This window comes from Bradyrhizobium aeschynomenes, assembly GCF_013178945.1.
GTDB lineage: Bacteria > Pseudomonadota > Alphaproteobacteria > Rhizobiales > Xanthobacteraceae > Bradyrhizobium > Bradyrhizobium aeschynomenes.
This window is the reverse complement of record NZ_JABFDM010000003.1, coordinates 800,624-817,187: the sequence shown is the minus strand read 5'-3', so window position 1 is coordinate 817,187 and position 16,564 is coordinate 800,624. Positions and strand designations below refer to the sequence as shown.

The window sequence follows — 16,564 nt, the reverse complement described above, 5'->3', positions numbered from 1 at the left end:
ATCCGGCCCATCGCGTCCTGACGCTTGATCCGGACCGGCAGATCGGCTGCAATGTCCGTGGTCGATCGACCTTCAAGAAAGCGAATGCGGAGGAAGCAGATGCCCAAGGTTCTCGTACTCTACAAGACGCCGAAGAGCGCCGAGGCGTTCGACAAGCACTACATGAGTGTCCACGTCCCGCTGGCAAAGAAGATTCCGGGCTTGAAGAGCTACGACATCAGCCGCGGCCCGGTGAATGGGCCGGCAGGTCCCACCAACATCCACCTCGTCGCCACCCTGGTGTTTGATTCGATGCAGGCGTTGCAGGCAGGGATGGGGTCGGCCGAGGGCAAGGCGGCAGCGGGGGATCTGCCCAATTTCGCCGATGGCGGCGTGGACCTCTATATCTTCGACACGCAGGACGTCTGAGCGATCGACGATCGCATTCGTTCGACGGCTCGCCGCTACGTCCGATCGGCCGATGAGCCGGTCGGCCTCAACAATGGATCCGCCAAGCCAGCTCGAAGCAAACGTCGCTCGGATGGCTTGGCAGATCGCTAGTCGCTACTTGCGCGCCGCGCAGGCATACATGTTGATTTCCATGCCCACCGGCACTTCGACGATCTTCGGTGTCTTCCAGGCCATTTCGAGCTCCCAAATTCAGACTATCATTGACTGGCGCTTCGCTCGCGCCGACGCCGAAGCTAGGACCGCATCCGAGAGAACGCAAGGCTCGACGGCCCGGAGCGTATCCCGTTGCTAGTCGCTCGCTTGAACGAAGCGAACGCCCACGGCCGGACGTGACGGCGTTCCGCCTCATTTCTCACACGAGATCGCGACAATCCCGGTGCTGTCAGGGCTTCTGCCGCTCACGCGCCGCCCGGCTGCACGTAGCAGAACACATATCGATTGCGACTCAGGAAGATGATGCCGTGACCTGTGGGATTTCCCTTGTCCCATTTCAGCTTGTGATCAGGGACCTCGATTTCGGTGCCGATATCGACGTGCGGACGCCCACGAGGCGCATCAGGCCTGTCATCGGTGATGACCACATAGGTCTTGCCGTCCCGCACATGGATCTCGTCGGCAAAATACGCGTCAGCCTCACCGCAACACGACGCCGTCGGCACGTCGGGCTGCATCAGGGCTTCGTACCATTGGCGCAACGCCGGGTCGGTTGCTCCCCATTGCCCGACATCACGCGCACTCGCACTCACCCAGAGGCAACAAAGCATGCCGAGCCAAAGGATGGTTCGTGTCATCCACCACTCCTCATGTTAGCCCGGCATGCTGCAACGAAGCAATGTTCGTGCCGCAAAGCAGCATGAACGAGATGAGATCCTGCAGCTCGCAAGCGCCCTGCAGGGACAATGGCTTGACTGCCCAGTCCGGGCCGACTGGGATGATGTCCCGATCGGGCGATGGCGGCTGCCAGCTTTTCGTATTGACGGTTCCCGATTTCGAGCGGAGTGTTATTCCCGCAGCGTCAGGATAGGCGCGCATAAAAATCTTGGAGGAAATGAATGAAGCGGATCGCGCTGGCCGCAGGCCTCGCCATTTTTGCATCACATGGTGCAAGCGCGCAGAGTGCCGATCAGTTGATCAAGGGTGCAACTGATACGGCGAACGTCCTCAATTACGGCATGGGCTACAATCTGCAGCGGTTCAGCTCGCTCACGCAGATCAACAAGGACAACGCCAAGAATCTCGTTCCGGTTTGGAACTACAGCTTTGCCGATGACCGCAGCGAGGAATCGCAGCCGCTGGTGTATCAGGGTGTGCTCTACGTCACGACCCACAATGCGACCATGGCGGTCGACGCCAAGACCGGCAAGCAGATCTGGAAGAGCAAGATCGAATATCCGGCGGAGACGCCGCGCGTGGTCTGCTGCGGCATCATCAACCGTGGAGCCGCGCTGTACGACGGCAAGCTGTTCCGAACGACGCTCGATGCCAACGTGATCGCGCTCGATGCCAAGACCGGCAAGGAGCTGTGGCGCCAGAAGGCGGCCGACATCAAGGAAGGCTATTCGATGACGGTCGCGCCGCTCGTCGCCAATGGCGTCGTGCTGACCGGCATTTCTGGCGCTGAGTTCGGCACGCGTGGCTTCATCGATGGCTGGGATCCGGCGACCGGCAAGCATCTGTGGCGAACCCACACCGTTCCGAGCCCGGACGAGCCCGGCGGTGACACCTGGAAGGGCGACACCTGGAAGCTCGGTGGCGGTTCGACCTGGATCACCGGATCGTACGACCCCGAGCAGAACACCGTGTTCTGGGGCGTCGGCAACCCCGGCCCATTCAACGCGGCAGTGCGCCCGGGCGACAATCTCTACACCTGCTCGGTGCTCGCGCTCGATCCGAAGACCGGCAAGATCAAATGGCACTTCCAGTTCTCGCCGAACAATCCGTTCGACTATGACGCCGTCGCCGAGATGGTGCTTGCCGACATGAACGTCGAAGGCAAGCCGACCAAGGTGCTGATGAACGCCAACCGTAACGGCTTCTTCTACGTGCTCGATCGCACCAACGGCAAGCTGCTCGCCGCCAACCCCTATGTGAAGGTGAACTGGGCCTCCAGCATCGACATGAAGACCGGCAAGCCGGTCGAAACCGATGTGACGCGTGATGCGCGCGAGGGCAAGAAGGTCACGGTTTACCCCTCGATTCTCGGCGGCAAGAACTGGGAGCCGATGTCGTTCAATCCGCAGACCGGCTTGGCTTACGCCAACACGCTGGTGTTCGGCGGCCACTACAAGACCGAGCCGGCGACCTATAAGGCCGGCGAGTGGTACCTCGGCATGGATCTGACGGACCTCTGGGATTGGCCGGAAGGTCCGCGCGGTCAGCTCAAGGCCATCGATCCGATGACCGGCAAGACCAAGTGGGAGCAGCCGAGTGACATCCCGCGCTTCTCCGGTGTGCTGTCGACCGCGGGCGGCGTGGTGTTCTCGGGCAAGCTGACCGGCGAGTTCGAGGCGTTCGACGCCGACAGCGGCAAGAAGCTCTGGCAGTTCCAGACCGGCTCCGGCATCGAAGGCCAGCCCGTCACCTGGCAGCAGGACGGCGTGCAATATGTCGCCGTGACCTCCGGCTATGGCGGCGTGTACTCGCTGTTCTCAGGTGACGAGCGCCTCGCCAACGTTCCCGCTGGCGGCTCGCTCTGGGTCTTCGCGGTCAAGAACTGAGTACGGATTGCCCGTGAGACAGAACATGTTCATGAGAACGGCGGCGACCTTCGCCGCCGTAGTGGCGATGTCGGCCGTGCTTTCCACGGCCGCCTTCGCTCAGCAGCAGGACGGCACCGCCGCTCACAGCCCGATCGACCTCGGCAAGACGACATTCGCGCAGAAATGCTCGCATTGCCATGGCCCGAACATGGTGACCTCCGGCACGGTCACTCCCGACCTGCGCCGCTTTCCCGACGATCAGCCGCGTTTCGTCACCACGGTAAAGCAAGGCAAGAACGGCCGCATGCCCCCATGGGGTGACATTCTCAGCGATGACGAGATCACCGCGCTTTGGGCCTATGTCTCGAGCCGGAGAGCGCAGTGATGCACCGTCTCGTCTATTGCGCAGCGGCATTCATGATGTTGACGGCATCGACAGCGGCCAAGGCCACTGACGATGTCCTCCGACTCTGCCTCGACGAAAATCTTCCGCCGCTGTCGCTCCATCATCGCGGCAAACCCGGCAGCGGCTTTGACGTTCTGCTGGGCGAGGCAATCGCTGACCGTCTCGGCAGAAAGCTCGAAATCCAGTGGTTCGAGAGCAAGCTGGACGAGGATTCATCTCCGGCACTGGAAGCGAATGCGCTGCTGTCGGACGGACGCTGTTCACTGCTGGGGAGCTATCCCTTGACGCAGGACGGGCTGGTCGCGCCTGGAGTCAAAACGGCGAAGTTGCCGGATTTCGATGGCGCGACGCGCGACGATCGCCGGCGCCGCGTTGCGCTCGACAAGCTGATGCCGAGCAGGCCATATCTGTTCTCGAGCTTGACCGTCGTTCTCGGCCCGGCCGCCAAACCGCGTCGGATCAGCGATATCGGCGATCTGGCCGGGCTGCGGCTCGCGATCGAAAGCGGCACGTTGGCGGACGCGATCCTGATGACGTTCGACAAGGGCCGCCTCATCGACGACATCACTCATTTGATTCCGACGCGGGATGATCTGCTCGGCGCTCTGGAACAGGGCAAGTTCGAAGCAACGCTGCTTGATGGCAGACGCTTCGATGCCTACCGGGCCGCTCATCCCGACAGCAAGCTCGTCGCCTCCGGATACAATTATCCGATCGGCGCCAACCGGGGTTATGTCGCTCTGTCGGGTTCGGCGGAACTGCTGGCGGCGGTCAATAAGATCCTGGCGGACTTGGAAGGATCTGGAGAGCTAGCCAAGCTGGCGGGGACTGCCGGCCTGACCTATCTGCCGCCCCGCGAGCCGATCATTCTTGGTGATGCGTTCCAGAAAATCATCCGCAGCGGCGCACGCTAGCGCCGCTGCAATTCAGCCTGCGCGCGCTGCCGTCTTGTGAACCGACGAGGGCACCACGCCGAAATACTTCCGGAACACGCGACTGAAGTGCGACGAGCTCGAAAAGCCCCATGAGAACGCGACATCCGTGATGGTCTTGCCGGTCTGCGTCTCCAGCTCCTGGCGGCAATGCTGCAGCCGGGCGCGCCAGATATAGTCGCTCACGGTCATGCCACGGTCGCTGAAGACCATATGAAGATAGCGCTTGGTACAACCTAAGGCTGCCGAAATCTGATCGATGCAGAGGTCGGGATCGCGAAGGTGCTCGCGAATGAAAGCCTGTGCCCTGATGTAGACGGCCTCGGGTCCGGCACGATCCAGCATCCGATCGGCTTCGCGGAGCGGCAGCAGCAGCAGATCGATCAGCGACTCGGCGACGCTGGCCGCCGAGTTCGGGGACAGCCGGGTCGCTTCGTCGAAAGCGGCATGCGTGACGTCGTGCGCGATCCGGCCGGTGCCGCTCCGCGCCGACAGCTTGTAGGCCGGCATCTTCTCGGACCGGAAGCCGCGCTCCTGTAGCAACTCCTTGGGCACGATCACGACGTCATGGCGTGTCAGCGCGGGGCTGATGATGGTGTGCGGCGACGAGACATCATAGGCCAGGCAATCGCCGGGGCCGATCTCGATCTGGCGGCCATCCTGCTCGAAATAGGAGATTCCGTAGGTCTGGAACAGAATCTTGATGTAGGGATGCGCGACCTTCTGGGCCCGGGCATAGGTATGCGCAATGCGGTGTTGGCTGGCCTCGATCTGGCACAGCTTCAGCCGCGAGACCGTGGTGAAATTGATACGGCCCTCGAACGAAGCCCCCTCGAGAGGGTCGACATCGAAACGTCCGCAGAGATCGGTCAGGGCATCTGACCAACGCTGAATCTGGCTCCTGGGCGAGAACCCCGAGGTAGTAAGCGAGCGGATCGTATCGGACATATTTATCCACCGATTCAAGATCGAGACGCAACGGGTCCGCCGCAGGACGGCGGATGAGAATGCTGCAAGATTACTCCGATTTTAAGGCCGCGATATCCCTCGCGACGCATCAGTTCCATAAAACGCCCGCAACGATCCTCCGCCTTCATCCCTGTAAGGTCAAGAAAAACATCAACCTTCGGTGGAACCCGGATGGTGCGAATTGATGCTCCGCAGCAAGAATGCGCCCGATGTTGCGGACCAGCAAAGCAAAATCTCCTGCAAAAACTTCTGTTCGCTTCACTCTTGAGCAAGCTCTTTTCTCTTTTGGGCAAGTTTCCCGATCGGGAAGTGGATAATCAATGATGCCGAAAACGAATACTGGGCCGCTTTCTGCGGAACCTCAGTTGAACCCGGGAGGAAAGACGATGCGAAGAGTGCTACTCGCAACATGTCTGACGTCAGTCGCGGCGCTCGCCGCGGGTGGCGCATGGGCCAGCGAAGAGCTGGTCAAGATGTCGGCCAACCCGAAGGACTGGGTGATGCCGGCGGGAGACTACGCAAACACGCGTTACTCCAAGCTCAACCAGATCAACGCACAGAACGTCGGCAAGCTGCAGGTCGCGTGGACCTTCTCCACGGGCGTGCTGCGCGGCCATGAAGGCGGACCGCTCATCGTCGGCAACATGATGTATGTGCATACGCCGTTCCCGAACAAGGTCTACGCCATCGATCTGGCGAACGACAACAAGATCGTCTGGAAGTACGAGCCCAAGCAGGATCCAAACGTCATTCCGGTGATGTGCTGCGACACGGTCAATCGCGGCGTTGCCTATGGCGAAGGCAAGATCTTCCTGCATCAGGCCGACGACAAGCTGGTGGCGATCGACGCCAAGACCGGCCAGCACGTCTGGACTGCCGTCAATGGCGATCCGAGCAAGGGCCAGACCGGCACCTCCGCTCCGCTGGTCGTCAAGGACAAGGTCCTGGTCGGCACGTCGGGCGGCGAGTTCGGCGTCCAGTGCAGCATGACCGCTTACGACATCAAGAGCGGCAAGCAGGTCTGGAAGGCCTACTCCGAAGGCCCGGATGATCAGATCCTGTTCGACGCCAACACCACATCGCTCGGCAAGCCCGTCGGCAAGGATTCGAGCCTGAAGACCTGGCAGGGCGACCAGTGGAAGACGGGCGGCGGCTGCACCTGGGGCTGGATCTCCTACGACCCGCAGCTCGACATGGTGTATTACGGCTCGGGCAATCCCTCGACCTGGAATCCGAAGCAGCGTCCCGGCGACAACAAATGGTCGATGACGATCTTCGCGCGCGCGGCCGATACCGGCGTTGCGAAGTGGGTCTATCAGATGACGCCCCACGACGAGTGGGACTATGACGGCGTCAACGAGATGATCCTGTCCGACCAGGCGATCAATGGGCAGCCGCGCAAGCTCCTCACGCACTTCGACCGTAACGGCCTCGGCTATACGCTCGATCGTGCCACCGGAGAACTGCTGGTGGCCGAGAAGTTCGACCCGAAGGTGAACTGGACCACCGGCGTCGACATGGACAAGAACTCGGCAACCTATGGCCGTCCCAAGGTTGTCGATCAGTACTCGACCGACAAGCAGGGCGAGGACGTCAACACCAAGGGCATCTGCCCGGCGGCGCTCGGCACCAAGGACGAACAGCCGGCCGCCTACTCTCCGGACACGCAGCTGTTCTACGTTCCGACCAACCATGTCTGCATGGATTACGAGCCCTTCAAGGTGAGCTACACCGCAGGTCAGCCCTATGTCGGCGCGACGCTGTCGATGTATCCTCCGGCGGGTGAGACCCATATGGGCAACTTCATCGCCTGGGACGGCAAGACCGGCAAGATCGCCTGGTCGAACAAGGAGCCGTTCTCGGTGTGGTCGGGTGCGCTGGCCACCGCTGGCGGCGTGGTGTTCTACGGAACGCTCGAAGGGTACCTCAAGGCAGTCGACGCCAAGACCGGCAAGGAGCTCTACAAGTTCAAGACTCCGTCCGGCATCATCGGCAACGTCACGACCTACGAGAACGGCGGCAAGCAGTATGTGGCCGTGCTCTCGGGCGTCGGCGGCTGGGCCGGCATCGGTCTCGCCGCGGGCCTCACGGATCCGACCGCCGGTCTCGGTGCAGTCGGTGGCTATGCAGCGCTGAGCAACTATACCGCGCTCGGCGGCGCGCTCACCGTGTTCTCGCTCCCGCAGCAATAGGCGGAGCAGCCTGCTTCCGGCGCATGGATCGCGTCCATGCGCCGGTTCGCCTGCCTCGAAAATTTGGGGATGACGCCCTTGCGTAAGATTCTGATTGCGGTCGCCGCAGCCTTGTGCGCGGCAACCGGTGGAATGAGTGTGGTCGAGAACGCCTGGGCCGAGGGCCCGGGAGATCCGACGGCGGTCAAGTCCGAAGACGGCAAGTACTTCGATAAGGACGGCAATCCGACCTACAAGGTTGGCGCCGATGGTTCGGTGGACTGGTACACCTATTCCGGATACCGCCGCTACCATTCCGAGTGCCATGTCTGCCACGGGCCCGACGGCATGGGATCGACCTATGCGCCGGCGCTCAAGGACTCGGTCAAGAACATGAGCTACGGCGATTTCATCGGGGTCATTGCCAGCGGACGAAAGAATGTCAGCACGGCCCAGGAAAACGTCATGCCGGCCTTCGGCGACAATCCGAACGTGGCCTGCTACATGGACGACCTCTACATCTACCTGCGCGCCCGCGGCAATGACGCGGTGGGACGCGTCCGCCCGGCCAAGCATGAGGACAAGCCGCCAGCCTATACGGAAGCGGAGAACTCCTGCATGGGCAAGAAATAGCCGACGACGTGGTCCGCGCCCGGACGACGCCGCGGACCTCAAGAGACTGAAACAGGAGTTGAAGACATGAAGACGCGCGCCGCGGTCGCTTTCGAAGCCAAGAAACCGCTGGAGATCGTCGAGCTCGACCTCGAAGGACCGAAGGCCGGCGAGGTGCTGGTCGAGATCAAGGCGACCGGCATCTGCCATACCGATGCCTACACGCTCGACGGTTTCGACAGCGAGGGCATCTTCCCCTCGATCCTCGGCCATGAGGGCGCCGGCATCGTGCGCGAGGTCGGCCCCGGCGTCACCTCGGTGAAGGCCGGCGATCACGTGATTCCGCTGTACACGCCGGAATGCCGGCAGTGCAAGAGCTGCCTCAGCCGCAAGACCAACCTTTGCACCGCGATCAGAGCAACGCAGGGCAAGGGCCTGATGCCCGACGGCACCTCGCGCTTCAGCTACAAGGGCCAGACGATCTACCACTATATGGGCTGCTCGACCTTCTCGAACTTCACGGTGCTGCCCGAGATTGCGGTGGCGAAGATCCGTGAGGACGCACCGTTCGACAAGAGCTGCTACATCGGGTGCGGCGTCACCACGGGCGTCGGCGCCGTCGTCAACACGGCCAAGGTCACGCCCGGTTCGAACGTGATCGTGTTCGGCCTCGGCGGCATCGGTCTCAACGTCATCCAGGGCGCCCGGATGGCGGGCGCCGACAAGATCATCGGCGTCGACCTGAACGACGGCAAGGAGGAATGGGGCCGTCGTTTCGGCATGACCCATTTTGTCAATCCCAAGAAGGTCACCGGCGACATCGTTCAACATCTGGTCGCGCTGACCGACGGCGGCGCCGACTACACCTTCGACTGCACCGGCAACACCACCGTCATGCGTCAGGCGCTGGAAGCCTGCCATCGCGGCTGGGGCGAATCGATCATCATCGGTGTCGCCGAAGCCGGCAAGGAAATCGCCACCCGCCCGTTCCAGCTCGTCACCGGACGCGTCTGGAAGGGCACGGCGTTCGGCGGCGCGCGCGGGCGCACCGACGTTCCCAAGATCGTCGATTGGTACATGAACGGAAAGATCGAAATCGATCCGATGATCACCCACACGCTCACGCTCGAAGAGATCAACAAGGGCTTCGACCTGATGCATGAGGGCAAATCGATCCGTTCCGTCGTCGTGTTCTGACCCCAAGCACGCAAACATGAGGAGGATTGCGCCATGACTGTCCACATCCATCCGTCCGTTGACAACGGCGTCAAACAGGGAAGCGGCCACTTCGCCGGCGGCACGCTGGTCTGCAAGTGCCACGATCGGCCGGTGAAGGTCGGCATCACCGGTGACGTGGCTCACAACCACGCCTGCGGCTGCACCAAGTGCTGGAAGCCATCCGGCGCGACCTTCTCGGTCGTGGCCGTCGTGCCGCGGCAGAACGTCGCGGTTCTGGAGAACGGCGACAAGCTGAAGATCGTCGATCCCTCCGCCGTCATCCAGCGCTATGCCTGCACCGGTTGCGGCACCCACATGTATGGCCGCATCGAGAACACCGGTCACCCGTTCTACGGCCTCGACTTCATTCACCCCGAGCTGTTCCAGGAGCAGGGCTCGGCGGCACCGGGCTTCGCCGCCTTCGTGTCCTCGGTGATCGAATCGGGCGTGAAGCCGGAGCAGATGGGCGAGATCCGGGCGAGGCTGAAGGAGCTGGGGCTCGAGCCCTATGACTGCCTGTCGCCGGCCTTGATGGATGCGATCGCCACTCACGTGGCGAAAGCAAAGGCGGCCTGACGGCCGTAGCGTAACGACTGAAGCGTTCCTTCCTGAAGACTTGGTGCCTCGCCTGCCATCGCGCCGGCGAGGCATTCTTTATTTGAGCCACCTGCTGGCCGCGCGCATCTGTTGCACCGCGCGATGCGGCATCATGGATCTGCGATACTGCACCCGCACACGGCCGCCGCGCATCTCGTCAATACACGCGCCTGTGTAGTCCGACCTCACTCCCGGTCTGTTATCATGGGTGACTTTCCGACAACTCAATTGATCCGGCGCGTGCACCAGGGACATGTGGTCCCGCGCGCGTCCACCAACGATCAGAACCAACGACCATTGGTCCGACAGAGCGAGGGCGAACATGATCAAGGTGAAAATCAACGGCCAGGAGCAGAGCTGGGATGGCGATCCCAGTCTGTCGCTGCTGTGGTATCTGCGCGATGAGCTGGGGTTGACGGGCAGCAAATATGGCTGCGGCCAGGCGCTGTGCGGCGCCTGCACCGTGATGATCGACAAGGAGGCCGCGCGCGCCTGCATCACCGCGGTATCGGACGTCGCCGGCCGCGAGGTCACCACCATCGAAGGCCTGCACCCGACCGGCGACCACCCGGTGCAGAAAGCGTGGCGGCAGGTCAACGTCCCGCAATGCGGCTTCTGCCAGGCCGGGCAGATCATGCAGGCGGCGGCGCTGCTCAACCAGAATCCGAAGCCCTCGCATGACCAGATCCGGGACGCGATGGCCGGCAACATCTGCCGCTGCGGATGCTATCAGCGCATCGAGAATGCGGTCCATCTGGCCTCGACGGGGGTGTGATCATGAGCATCATCGCAAATCCCGAGATCGCAAAGCCCGCATCCCGCCGCGGCTTCGAACAGCATCTCAAGGTCGAGAACGTCTCGCGTCGCGCAATTCTGCAGACGCTGGGATTGGCCGGCGGCTTCGTGCTCGCCGCCCCCCTGTTGTCGCGTCCGGCGTTCGCCGCCTATGAGACCGGCGCCGGCAAGATGCCGCATGGCACCGTGGTCGATCCCAAGATCTTCGTGTCGATCGCCCCCGACGGCATCGTCTCCATCCTTGCGCATCGCTCCGAGATGGGCACAGGCGTGCGCACCAGCCTGCCGCTGATCGTCGCCGAGGAGATGGAAGCCGACTGGTCGCGCGTGCGCGTCGTGCAGGCGCCCGGCGACGAGGTGAAGTTCGGCAACCAGGACACCGACGGCTCGCGCAGCACGCGGCACTATCTGCTGCCGATGCGCCAGATCGGCGCGATGGCGCGGGCGATGCTGGAGGCGGCTGCCGCCAAGAAGCTCGGCGTGCCCGCCAGCGAGGTGAAAGCGGTCAATCACGAGGTCGTGCACAGCGCCAGCGGCAAGCGCCTCGGCTTCGGCGAGCTCGCGGCCGACGCCGCCAGTCAGCCGGTGCCCGCGGTCGACACCATCAAGCTGAAGTCGCCTAGAGATTTCCGGTATCTCGGCAAGGGCCAGGTCAGCATCGTCGACCTGCACGACATCACCGTCGGCACGGCGCATTATGGTGCCGATATCCGCCTGCCCGGCATGAAGTACGCGGTCATCGCCCGGCCGCCGGTCACGGGCGGCAAGGTGAAGTCGTTCGATCCGGCAGAGACGCTCAAGGTGTCCGGCGTCGAGAAGGTGCTCGAGGTCAAGGGCTGGCCATGGCCATCGAAGTTCCAGCCGCTTGGCGGCGTCGCCGTGATCGCGCGCAATACGGGAGCTGCGATCAAGGGCCGCGACGCGTTGAAGGTCGAGTGGGACGACGGCCCCAATGCGGCCTACGACTCCGTCGCCTACCGCGCCGAGCTCGAAGCGGCCGCGCGCCAGCCGGGACTCGTCGTGCGCCAGGAAGGTGATGTCGAAGCGGCGCTGAAGTCGGCCGACAAGGTCATCACCGGCGAGTACTATCTGCCGCATTTCGCCCATGCCAGCATGGAGCCGCCGGTCGCGGTGGCCGACGTCAGGGGCGACAAGGCCGAGATCTGGGCGCCGGTGCAGAGCCCGGGCGGCACCCGCGAGGACGTCGCCAAGACCCTGCAGATCCCGATCGAGAACGTGACCGTCAACGTCACCCTGCTCGGCGGCGGTTTCGGCCGCAAATCGAAATGCGACTTCGCGCTCGAAGCCGCCCTGCTCTCCAAGGAGCTGGGCGCGCCCGTGAAGGTGCAGTGGACGCGTGATGACGACATCCAGCACGACTTCCTGCACACCGTCTCGGTGGAAAGGATCGAGGCCGGGCTCGACAAGTCCGGCAAGGTGGTGGCGTGGCGTCACCGCAGCGTTGCGCCGACGATCCTGTCGACCTTTGCAGCCGGCGCCGATCACGCCGCGCCGTTCGAGCTCGGCATGGGCCTTGTCGACATGCCGTTCGAGATCGCCAACATCCAGTGCGAGAACCCCGCCGCCAAGGCGATGACCCGCATCGGCTGGTTCCGTTCGGTCTCGAACATCCCGCGCGCCTTCGCCGTGCAATCGATGATGGGAGAGATCGCCGCCGCCACCGGTCGCGACCAGAAGGACATGCTGCTCGAACTGATCGGCATTCCGCGCATCGTCAAGCTCGCTTCGGTAAAGGACCTCTGGAACTATGGCGAGCCCTATGAGAGCTACCCGATCGATACCGGGCGGCTGCGCAGGGTCGTCGAGTTCGTCGCCGAGAAGGGCAATTGGGGCCGCAAGGTGGACAAGGGCCGTGGCCTCGGCATCGCCGCGCATCGCAGCTTCGTGAGCTACATCGCCACCATCGTGGAGGTCGAGGTCGACGACAAGGGCAAGCTGACGGTGCACCAGGTCGATAGCGCGATCGATTGCGGTGTCTTCGTCAACCCCGAGCGGATCCAATCGCAGCTCGAGGGTGCCGCGATCATGGGGCTCAGCCTCGCCAAATACGGCGAGGTCAGCTTCAAGAACGGCCGGGTGCAGCAGCGCAACTTCGACGACCATCCGGTGGTCCGGATCGACGAGGCACCGCTCATCACCAACGTGCACATCGTGCCGGCTGATCCCGACACGCCGCCGAGCGGCGTCGGCGAGCCGGGCGTGCCGCCGTTTGCGCCGGCGCTCGCCAACGCGATCTTTGCCGCCACCGGCAAGCGTCTGCGCACGCTGCCGATCGGCAAGCAGCTCGCGATCTAAGACGACGAGCCTGTCATCGGCCGGAGCGATCCGGCCGATGATCCCTTCAACAGAACGGCAACGAGCTAGCGGCCGTAGCGCACCGAGGCATAACGGCCGATCACGGCGCCGCGGGCCTGTCCCGGCGCACCGGCCACGCCATGAGGCGTGCTGCCGCAATCCTGGCGCAGCGGTGCCGGCGCGACCTTCGGGGCAACGGTGGCATTCGGCTGCCCCTCGACGAGCTTGGTCACCAGCGAGCGCAGCCGCTGGTTCTCGATCTCCAGCTCCTTCAAATGGCGCAGGGCAGGACTGGTGAGACCGCCATAGCGCTGGCGCCAGCGATAAAAGGTGCGCAGCGACACGCCGGCCGTGCTGCAAATTTCGGCAATCGGAACACCCGACTCCGCCTCGCAAAGCAGAACCAGGATCTCGTGCTCGGTGTGCAGGGAACGTCGCATGCTCACAGACCCCTACGCGGCCAACAGGTCTATTCTCGCATGAATTCCATGAGCTTGGTAGTACCCCGGCGCATGGCCCTCGCGACCACGCGTCGCCGATGCGCAAGGCGGGAACGGTCAAGGGCGACGGCGTGGAATCGCCGGGGCCTGCCGGCGCCACGTCGCCGATTGGCAAAATTGACATCAGCGGAAGACGTCCCGTCGATCTGCCGGGGCCGTGAGCAAAGCTGACCAGTTTTTGGCATTGCCGCCCGCCGCATCCTGCCTTGTTATCAGCGCCGAGACCCGAGCCCGACGGAGACAGCCCATGTCCAAACGCCACGAGATTCCCGCGACGCATGAGAGCATGGTGTGGGGCTATCTCGACAGCACCACGCCGCCGGTGCTCGAAGTCGCCTCCGGCGACACCGTGACGCTGCATTCGTTCCCGGCCGGCGGCAAGGAAACCCTCCCCGAAGACCGCAGCATTGTTCCGCCCGCCTATCTCACCGCGCTTGACACCATGATCCAGGGGCCGGGCCCGCATTTCATCACCGGGCCCGTCTATGTGAAGGGCGCGCAGCCCGGCGACACGCTGCAGGTCGACATTCTCAGCTGCAAGGTCAGCCAGGATTGGGGCTTCGTCTCGATCCTGCCTTTGCTCGGCACCCTGCCCGAGGAATTCACCGACTACGAGACCATCCACCCGAAGGTCGATCACGAGCGCCAGGTCTGCATCATGCCCTGGGGCACGGAGATCGCGCTCGATCCGTTCTTCGGCATCATCGCCACCGCGCCGCCGCCGGCGTGGGGGCGGTGCGGCTCGCCGGTGCCGCGCAGCTTCGGCGGCAACATGGACAACAAGGAGCTGCGGCCCGGCACGACGCTGTATTTGCCTGTGTTCAACGAGGGCGCGCTGTTCTTCGCCGGCGACGGTCACGGCGTGCAGGGCGATGGCGAAGTCTGCATCACCGCGCTCGAGACCGGCGTCACCGGCAGCTTCCGCCTCACCGTGCGCAAGGACATGGATGTCACCTGGCCGTTCGCCGAGAACGCCACGCACCTGATGTCGATCGGCCTCGACGAGGATCTCGACGACGCCGCCAAGCAGGCGGTGCGCGAGATGGTCAAGCACGTCTGCGCCCGCACCAACCTGTCGCGCAACCAGGCCTACATGCTGTGCTCGCTGGCCGGCAATCTGCGCGTCACCCAGCTGGTCGACGGCAACAAGGGCATCCACATGCTGCTGCCGAAGGCGTATCTCTAGACCCTCCTCTACCGCTTGACGAAGCGGTCGTGCGCGCTCAGCACGACCTGCCCGGTGGCATCGACGGCCTTGAAAGTGACGTCCGCATCCACGGGCGCGAACATCGTCAGCGTCACGCGAAGCGTCTCCGAGCCGTCCGGCTCGACCTCGATGGCATCCGCCGCCACATGGCCGATGATGGCGAGCGCCGCTTCGACGCCGCTGATGCCGAGCTTGAAGCTCTGCACCGCTGAAGACTTGTTGAGCAGCTTGACGGTGTAGGCGTTGCGCACCGAGCCGTCCGACAGCCGCACCGACAAGGGATCGCGATCGTGCTGGACCGACAGCACCGCGGTGGTCTTGGTCACGAACGACACCGCGATCACCGCCGCCAGCGTGACACAGGCGAGCGCAAGCCCGATGGTCTTCGGCCGGACCAGCCGCGAGACGCGGGGCTCGGCAGCGCGGCCACGTTCGATGTTGCGCCAGCTCTCGTAGTCGATCAGGCCGCGCGGCCGATCGAGCTTGGCCATCACGCTGTCGCAGGCGTCGACGCACAGGCCGCAATTGATGCAGGCGAAGTTCGGCCCCTGGCGGATGTCGATGCCGATCGGGCAGACCGCGACGCAGGCGCCGCAATCGACGCAGTCGCCGGCCGGCTCGCCCAGCGCGCGCGCCTCGGCCGCCTTCTTCGCCGACATCCTGACCTCGCCGCGATAGTCGCGGTAGTTCACGGTGAAGGCCTCGGGATCCCAGATCGCGCCTTGGAGCCGCGGCCACGGGCACATGAAGGTGCAGACCTGCTCGCGCGCAAAGCCGGCGAGACCGTAGGTCGTGCCCGCGAACACCAGCGTCCAGGTCAGCGCCGTCGCCGACATCTCGCCATGCAGGACATCGCGCACCAGTTCCGGCGCATCGGTGAAGTAGAAGATCAACGTGCCGCCGGTGCCGAGCGCGATCATGATCCATAACGCGTGCTTGGTCACGATCTGCGCGATCCGCTTCGCCGTCAGCGGCGCGCCGATGTTCTTCAGCCGCTGCCGCCGGTCGCCCTCGACGAGGCGTTCGACCAGCAGGAACAGGTCGGTCCACACCGTCTGTGGGCAGGCGAAACCGCACCACAGGCGGCCGGCCAGCGCGTTGACCAGGACGAGGACGAAGGTCGCGAGCAGCATCGCCGCGGTGATGAGATAGAGGTCCTGCGGCCAGATCTCGGCGGGGCCCAGATAGAGCCGTCCATGGGCGAAATCGAGCAGCACCGCCTGCTCCGGCGCGTTCGGGCCGCGGTCCCAGCGCAGGAACGGCGTGATGTAATAGACGCCGAGCGTCAGCACCAGGATCAGCCATTTGAGCCGACGGATCGGTCCCTTGACGCCTTGCGGGACCACGGGACCGCCGACCTGGCGTGGCGACCGTGCCGGCTTGCGCACCGGCGTCAGGCGTTGAGCCGGAGACTGGCTTTGGCCCTGCTCCAGCGCCATGCGGCGCGTCCTGGCGTGATCGATCTCGATGGTGATGGCCACGTCTGCCCTCGTTCGCTTGCCTGTTGCGGGCGACGATAAAGGGCAATCCCCGGCGGCTCTTTGTCGGCCCACAAACTTGCGAACGGCTGGCAGCGGCTGTTTGCGCGGGAACAACGATGACCGGTGGCCGGCAGGCGATGAGGACCCCGGCGCCGCGAGCGCCACGGCGGCAGGCGCGGCATCCGGAGGGATGATGGCGGCTGCCGCCCTT

The 16,564-nt window shown here is 63.9% G+C and carries 16 protein-coding genes; 11 read left to right on the top strand and 5 right to left on the bottom strand.

Annotation, left to right across the window (positions count from 1 at the left end; all coding sequences use genetic code 11):
• The first annotated feature begins 99 nt into the window (after positions 1-99).
• The gene (locus HL666_RS12795; protein WP_172114159.1) at positions 100-408 is read left to right on the top strand and encodes an EthD family reductase; all 309 of its coding nucleotides are present in this window, start codon (positions 100-102) and stop codon (positions 406-408) included.
• Between the two features lie 135 nt (positions 409-543).
• Here the strand turns inward: HL666_RS12795 and pqqA are convergent, their stop codons facing one another.
• The gene (gene pqqA / locus HL666_RS12790) at positions 544-624 is read right to left on the bottom strand and encodes a pyrroloquinoline quinone precursor peptide PqqA (protein WP_009031067.1); all 81 of its coding nucleotides are present in this window, start codon (positions 622-624) and stop codon (positions 544-546) included.
• A 224-nt stretch (positions 625-848) separates the two neighbouring features.
• Positions 849-1,121 carry a hypothetical protein gene (locus HL666_RS12785; RefSeq protein ID WP_246739989.1) on the bottom strand — a complete coding sequence of 91 codons (273 nt, stop codon included), beginning with the start codon at positions 1,119-1,121 and terminating at the stop codon, positions 849-851.
• Positions 1,122-1,502: 381 nt separating this feature from the next.
• Between HL666_RS12785 and HL666_RS12780 the strand changes: the two genes are divergently transcribed.
• Genes HL666_RS12780 through HL666_RS12770 form a run of 3 tightly spaced genes read left to right on the top strand, consistent with a single transcriptional unit; the run spans position 1,503 to position 4,469 of the window.
• Positions 1,503-3,167, top strand: coding sequence for a methanol/ethanol family PQQ-dependent dehydrogenase (locus HL666_RS12780; RefSeq protein ID WP_172181721.1), 1,665 nt, complete (start codon positions 1,503-1,505; stop codon positions 3,165-3,167).
• Positions 3,168-3,192: 25 nt separating this feature from the next.
• Positions 3,193-3,534: a c-type cytochrome gene (locus HL666_RS12775; protein ID WP_172181720.1), complete on the top strand. Its 342-nt coding sequence runs from the start codon at positions 3,193-3,195 to the stop codon at positions 3,532-3,534.
• Positions 3,534-4,469: a substrate-binding periplasmic protein gene (locus tag HL666_RS12770; RefSeq protein WP_172181718.1), complete on the top strand. Its 936-nt coding sequence runs from the start codon at positions 3,534-3,536 to the stop codon at positions 4,467-4,469. The genes HL666_RS12775 and HL666_RS12770 overlap by 1 nt, the downstream gene beginning before the upstream one ends.
• Positions 4,470-4,481: 12 nt before the next feature.
• Here the strand turns inward: HL666_RS12770 and HL666_RS12765 are convergent, their stop codons facing one another.
• Positions 4,482-5,435, bottom strand: a complete 954-nt coding sequence (locus tag HL666_RS12765; RefSeq protein ID WP_172114155.1) for a helix-turn-helix domain-containing protein — start codon at positions 5,433-5,435, stop codon at positions 4,482-4,484.
• Positions 5,436-5,842: 407 nt separating this feature from the next.
• On the opposite strand from HL666_RS12765, the gene xoxF5 reads away from it, so the two are divergent.
• From xoxF5 to HL666_RS12735, 6 genes are all read left to right on the top strand, one after another.
• Entirely contained in the window at positions 5,843-7,648 is a 1,806-nt protein-coding gene (gene xoxF5, locus HL666_RS12760; protein ID WP_172114154.1) for a lanthanide-dependent methanol dehydrogenase XoxF5, read from the top strand.
• Positions 7,649-7,780: 132 nt separating this feature from the next.
• Positions 7,781-8,260: a c-type cytochrome, methanol metabolism-related gene (locus HL666_RS12755; protein ID WP_172114210.1), complete on the top strand. Its 480-nt coding sequence runs from the start codon at positions 7,781-7,783 to the stop codon at positions 8,258-8,260.
• Positions 8,261-8,326: 66 nt separating this feature from the next.
• A complete protein-coding gene (locus tag HL666_RS12750) occupies positions 8,327-9,436 on the top strand; it encodes an S-(hydroxymethyl)glutathione dehydrogenase/class III alcohol dehydrogenase (protein ID WP_172114153.1) in 1,110 nt (369 codons plus the stop codon).
• 33 nt (positions 9,437-9,469) lie between these two features.
• A complete protein-coding gene (gfa, locus tag HL666_RS12745) occupies positions 9,470-10,033 on the top strand; it encodes an S-(hydroxymethyl)glutathione synthase (RefSeq protein WP_172114152.1) in 564 nt (187 codons plus the stop codon).
• 343 nt (positions 10,034-10,376) lie between these two features.
• The gene (locus HL666_RS12740; protein WP_172114151.1) at positions 10,377-10,829 is read left to right on the top strand and encodes a (2Fe-2S)-binding protein; all 453 of its coding nucleotides are present in this window, start codon (positions 10,377-10,379) and stop codon (positions 10,827-10,829) included.
• A 2-nt stretch (positions 10,830-10,831) separates the two neighbouring features.
• Positions 10,832-13,165, top strand: a complete 2,334-nt coding sequence (locus tag HL666_RS12735; protein ID WP_172181717.1) for a xanthine dehydrogenase family protein molybdopterin-binding subunit — start codon at positions 10,832-10,834, stop codon at positions 13,163-13,165.
• A gap of 65 nt (positions 13,166-13,230) precedes the next feature.
• Here the strand turns inward: HL666_RS12735 and HL666_RS12730 are convergent, their stop codons facing one another.
• On the bottom strand, positions 13,231-13,605 hold the full coding sequence (locus HL666_RS12730) for a transposase (RefSeq protein ID WP_172114149.1): 375 nt from the start codon (positions 13,603-13,605) through the stop codon (positions 13,231-13,233).
• A 307-nt stretch (positions 13,606-13,912) separates the two neighbouring features.
• On the opposite strand from HL666_RS12730, the gene HL666_RS12725 reads away from it, so the two are divergent.
• Positions 13,913-14,851, top strand: a complete 939-nt coding sequence (locus tag HL666_RS12725; RefSeq protein ID WP_172114148.1) for an acetamidase/formamidase family protein — start codon at positions 13,913-13,915, stop codon at positions 14,849-14,851.
• 8 nt (positions 14,852-14,859) lie between these two features.
• Here HL666_RS12725 and ccoG read toward each other — a convergent pair whose 3' ends face one another.
• Positions 14,860-16,353 (bottom strand): cytochrome c oxidase accessory protein CcoG, encoded by a 1,494-nt coding sequence (ccoG, locus tag HL666_RS12720; protein WP_172181715.1) that lies wholly within the window; start codon positions 16,351-16,353, stop codon positions 14,860-14,862.
• Positions 16,354-16,564: the final 211 nt, after the last annotated feature.

What these genes read in the sequence shown, in the direction of transcription:
- HL666_RS12750 (WP_172114153.1), top strand. Translation starts at nt 8,327, where the DNA reads ATGAAGACGCGCGCCGCGGTCGCTTTCGAAGCCAAGAAACCGCTGGAG.
- pqqA (WP_009031067.1), bottom strand. Translation starts at nt 624, where the DNA reads ATGGCCTGGAAGACACCGAAGATCGTCGAAGTGCCGGTGGGCATGGAA.
- HL666_RS12770 (WP_172181718.1), top strand. Translation starts at nt 3,534, where the DNA reads ATGCACCGTCTCGTCTATTGCGCAGCGGCATTCATGATGTTGACGGCA.
- HL666_RS12735 (WP_172181717.1), top strand. Translation starts at nt 10,832, where the DNA reads ATGAGCATCATCGCAAATCCCGAGATCGCAAAGCCCGCATCCCGCCGC.
- HL666_RS12725 (WP_172114148.1), top strand. Translation starts at nt 13,913, where the DNA reads ATGTCCAAACGCCACGAGATTCCCGCGACGCATGAGAGCATGGTGTGG.
- HL666_RS12780 (WP_172181721.1), top strand. Translation starts at nt 1,503, where the DNA reads ATGAAGCGGATCGCGCTGGCCGCAGGCCTCGCCATTTTTGCATCACAT.
- HL666_RS12795 (WP_172114159.1), top strand. Translation starts at nt 100, where the DNA reads ATGCCCAAGGTTCTCGTACTCTACAAGACGCCGAAGAGCGCCGAGGCG.
- xoxF5 (WP_172114154.1), top strand. Translation starts at nt 5,843, where the DNA reads ATGCGAAGAGTGCTACTCGCAACATGTCTGACGTCAGTCGCGGCGCTC.
- HL666_RS12755 (WP_172114210.1), top strand. Translation starts at nt 7,781, where the DNA reads ATGAGTGTGGTCGAGAACGCCTGGGCCGAGGGCCCGGGAGATCCGACG.
- HL666_RS12765 (WP_172114155.1), bottom strand. Translation starts at nt 5,435, where the DNA reads ATGTCCGATACGATCCGCTCGCTTACTACCTCGGGGTTCTCGCCCAGG.
- HL666_RS12775 (WP_172181720.1), top strand. Translation starts at nt 3,193, where the DNA reads ATGTTCATGAGAACGGCGGCGACCTTCGCCGCCGTAGTGGCGATGTCG.
- gfa (WP_172114152.1), top strand. Translation starts at nt 9,470, where the DNA reads ATGACTGTCCACATCCATCCGTCCGTTGACAACGGCGTCAAACAGGGA.
- HL666_RS12740 (WP_172114151.1), top strand. Translation starts at nt 10,377, where the DNA reads ATGATCAAGGTGAAAATCAACGGCCAGGAGCAGAGCTGGGATGGCGAT.
- HL666_RS12730 (WP_172114149.1), bottom strand. Translation starts at nt 13,605, where the DNA reads ATGCGACGTTCCCTGCACACCGAGCACGAGATCCTGGTTCTGCTTTGC.
- HL666_RS12785 (WP_246739989.1), bottom strand. Translation starts at nt 1,121, where the DNA reads ATGCAGCCCGACGTGCCGACGGCGTCGTGTTGCGGTGAGGCTGACGCG.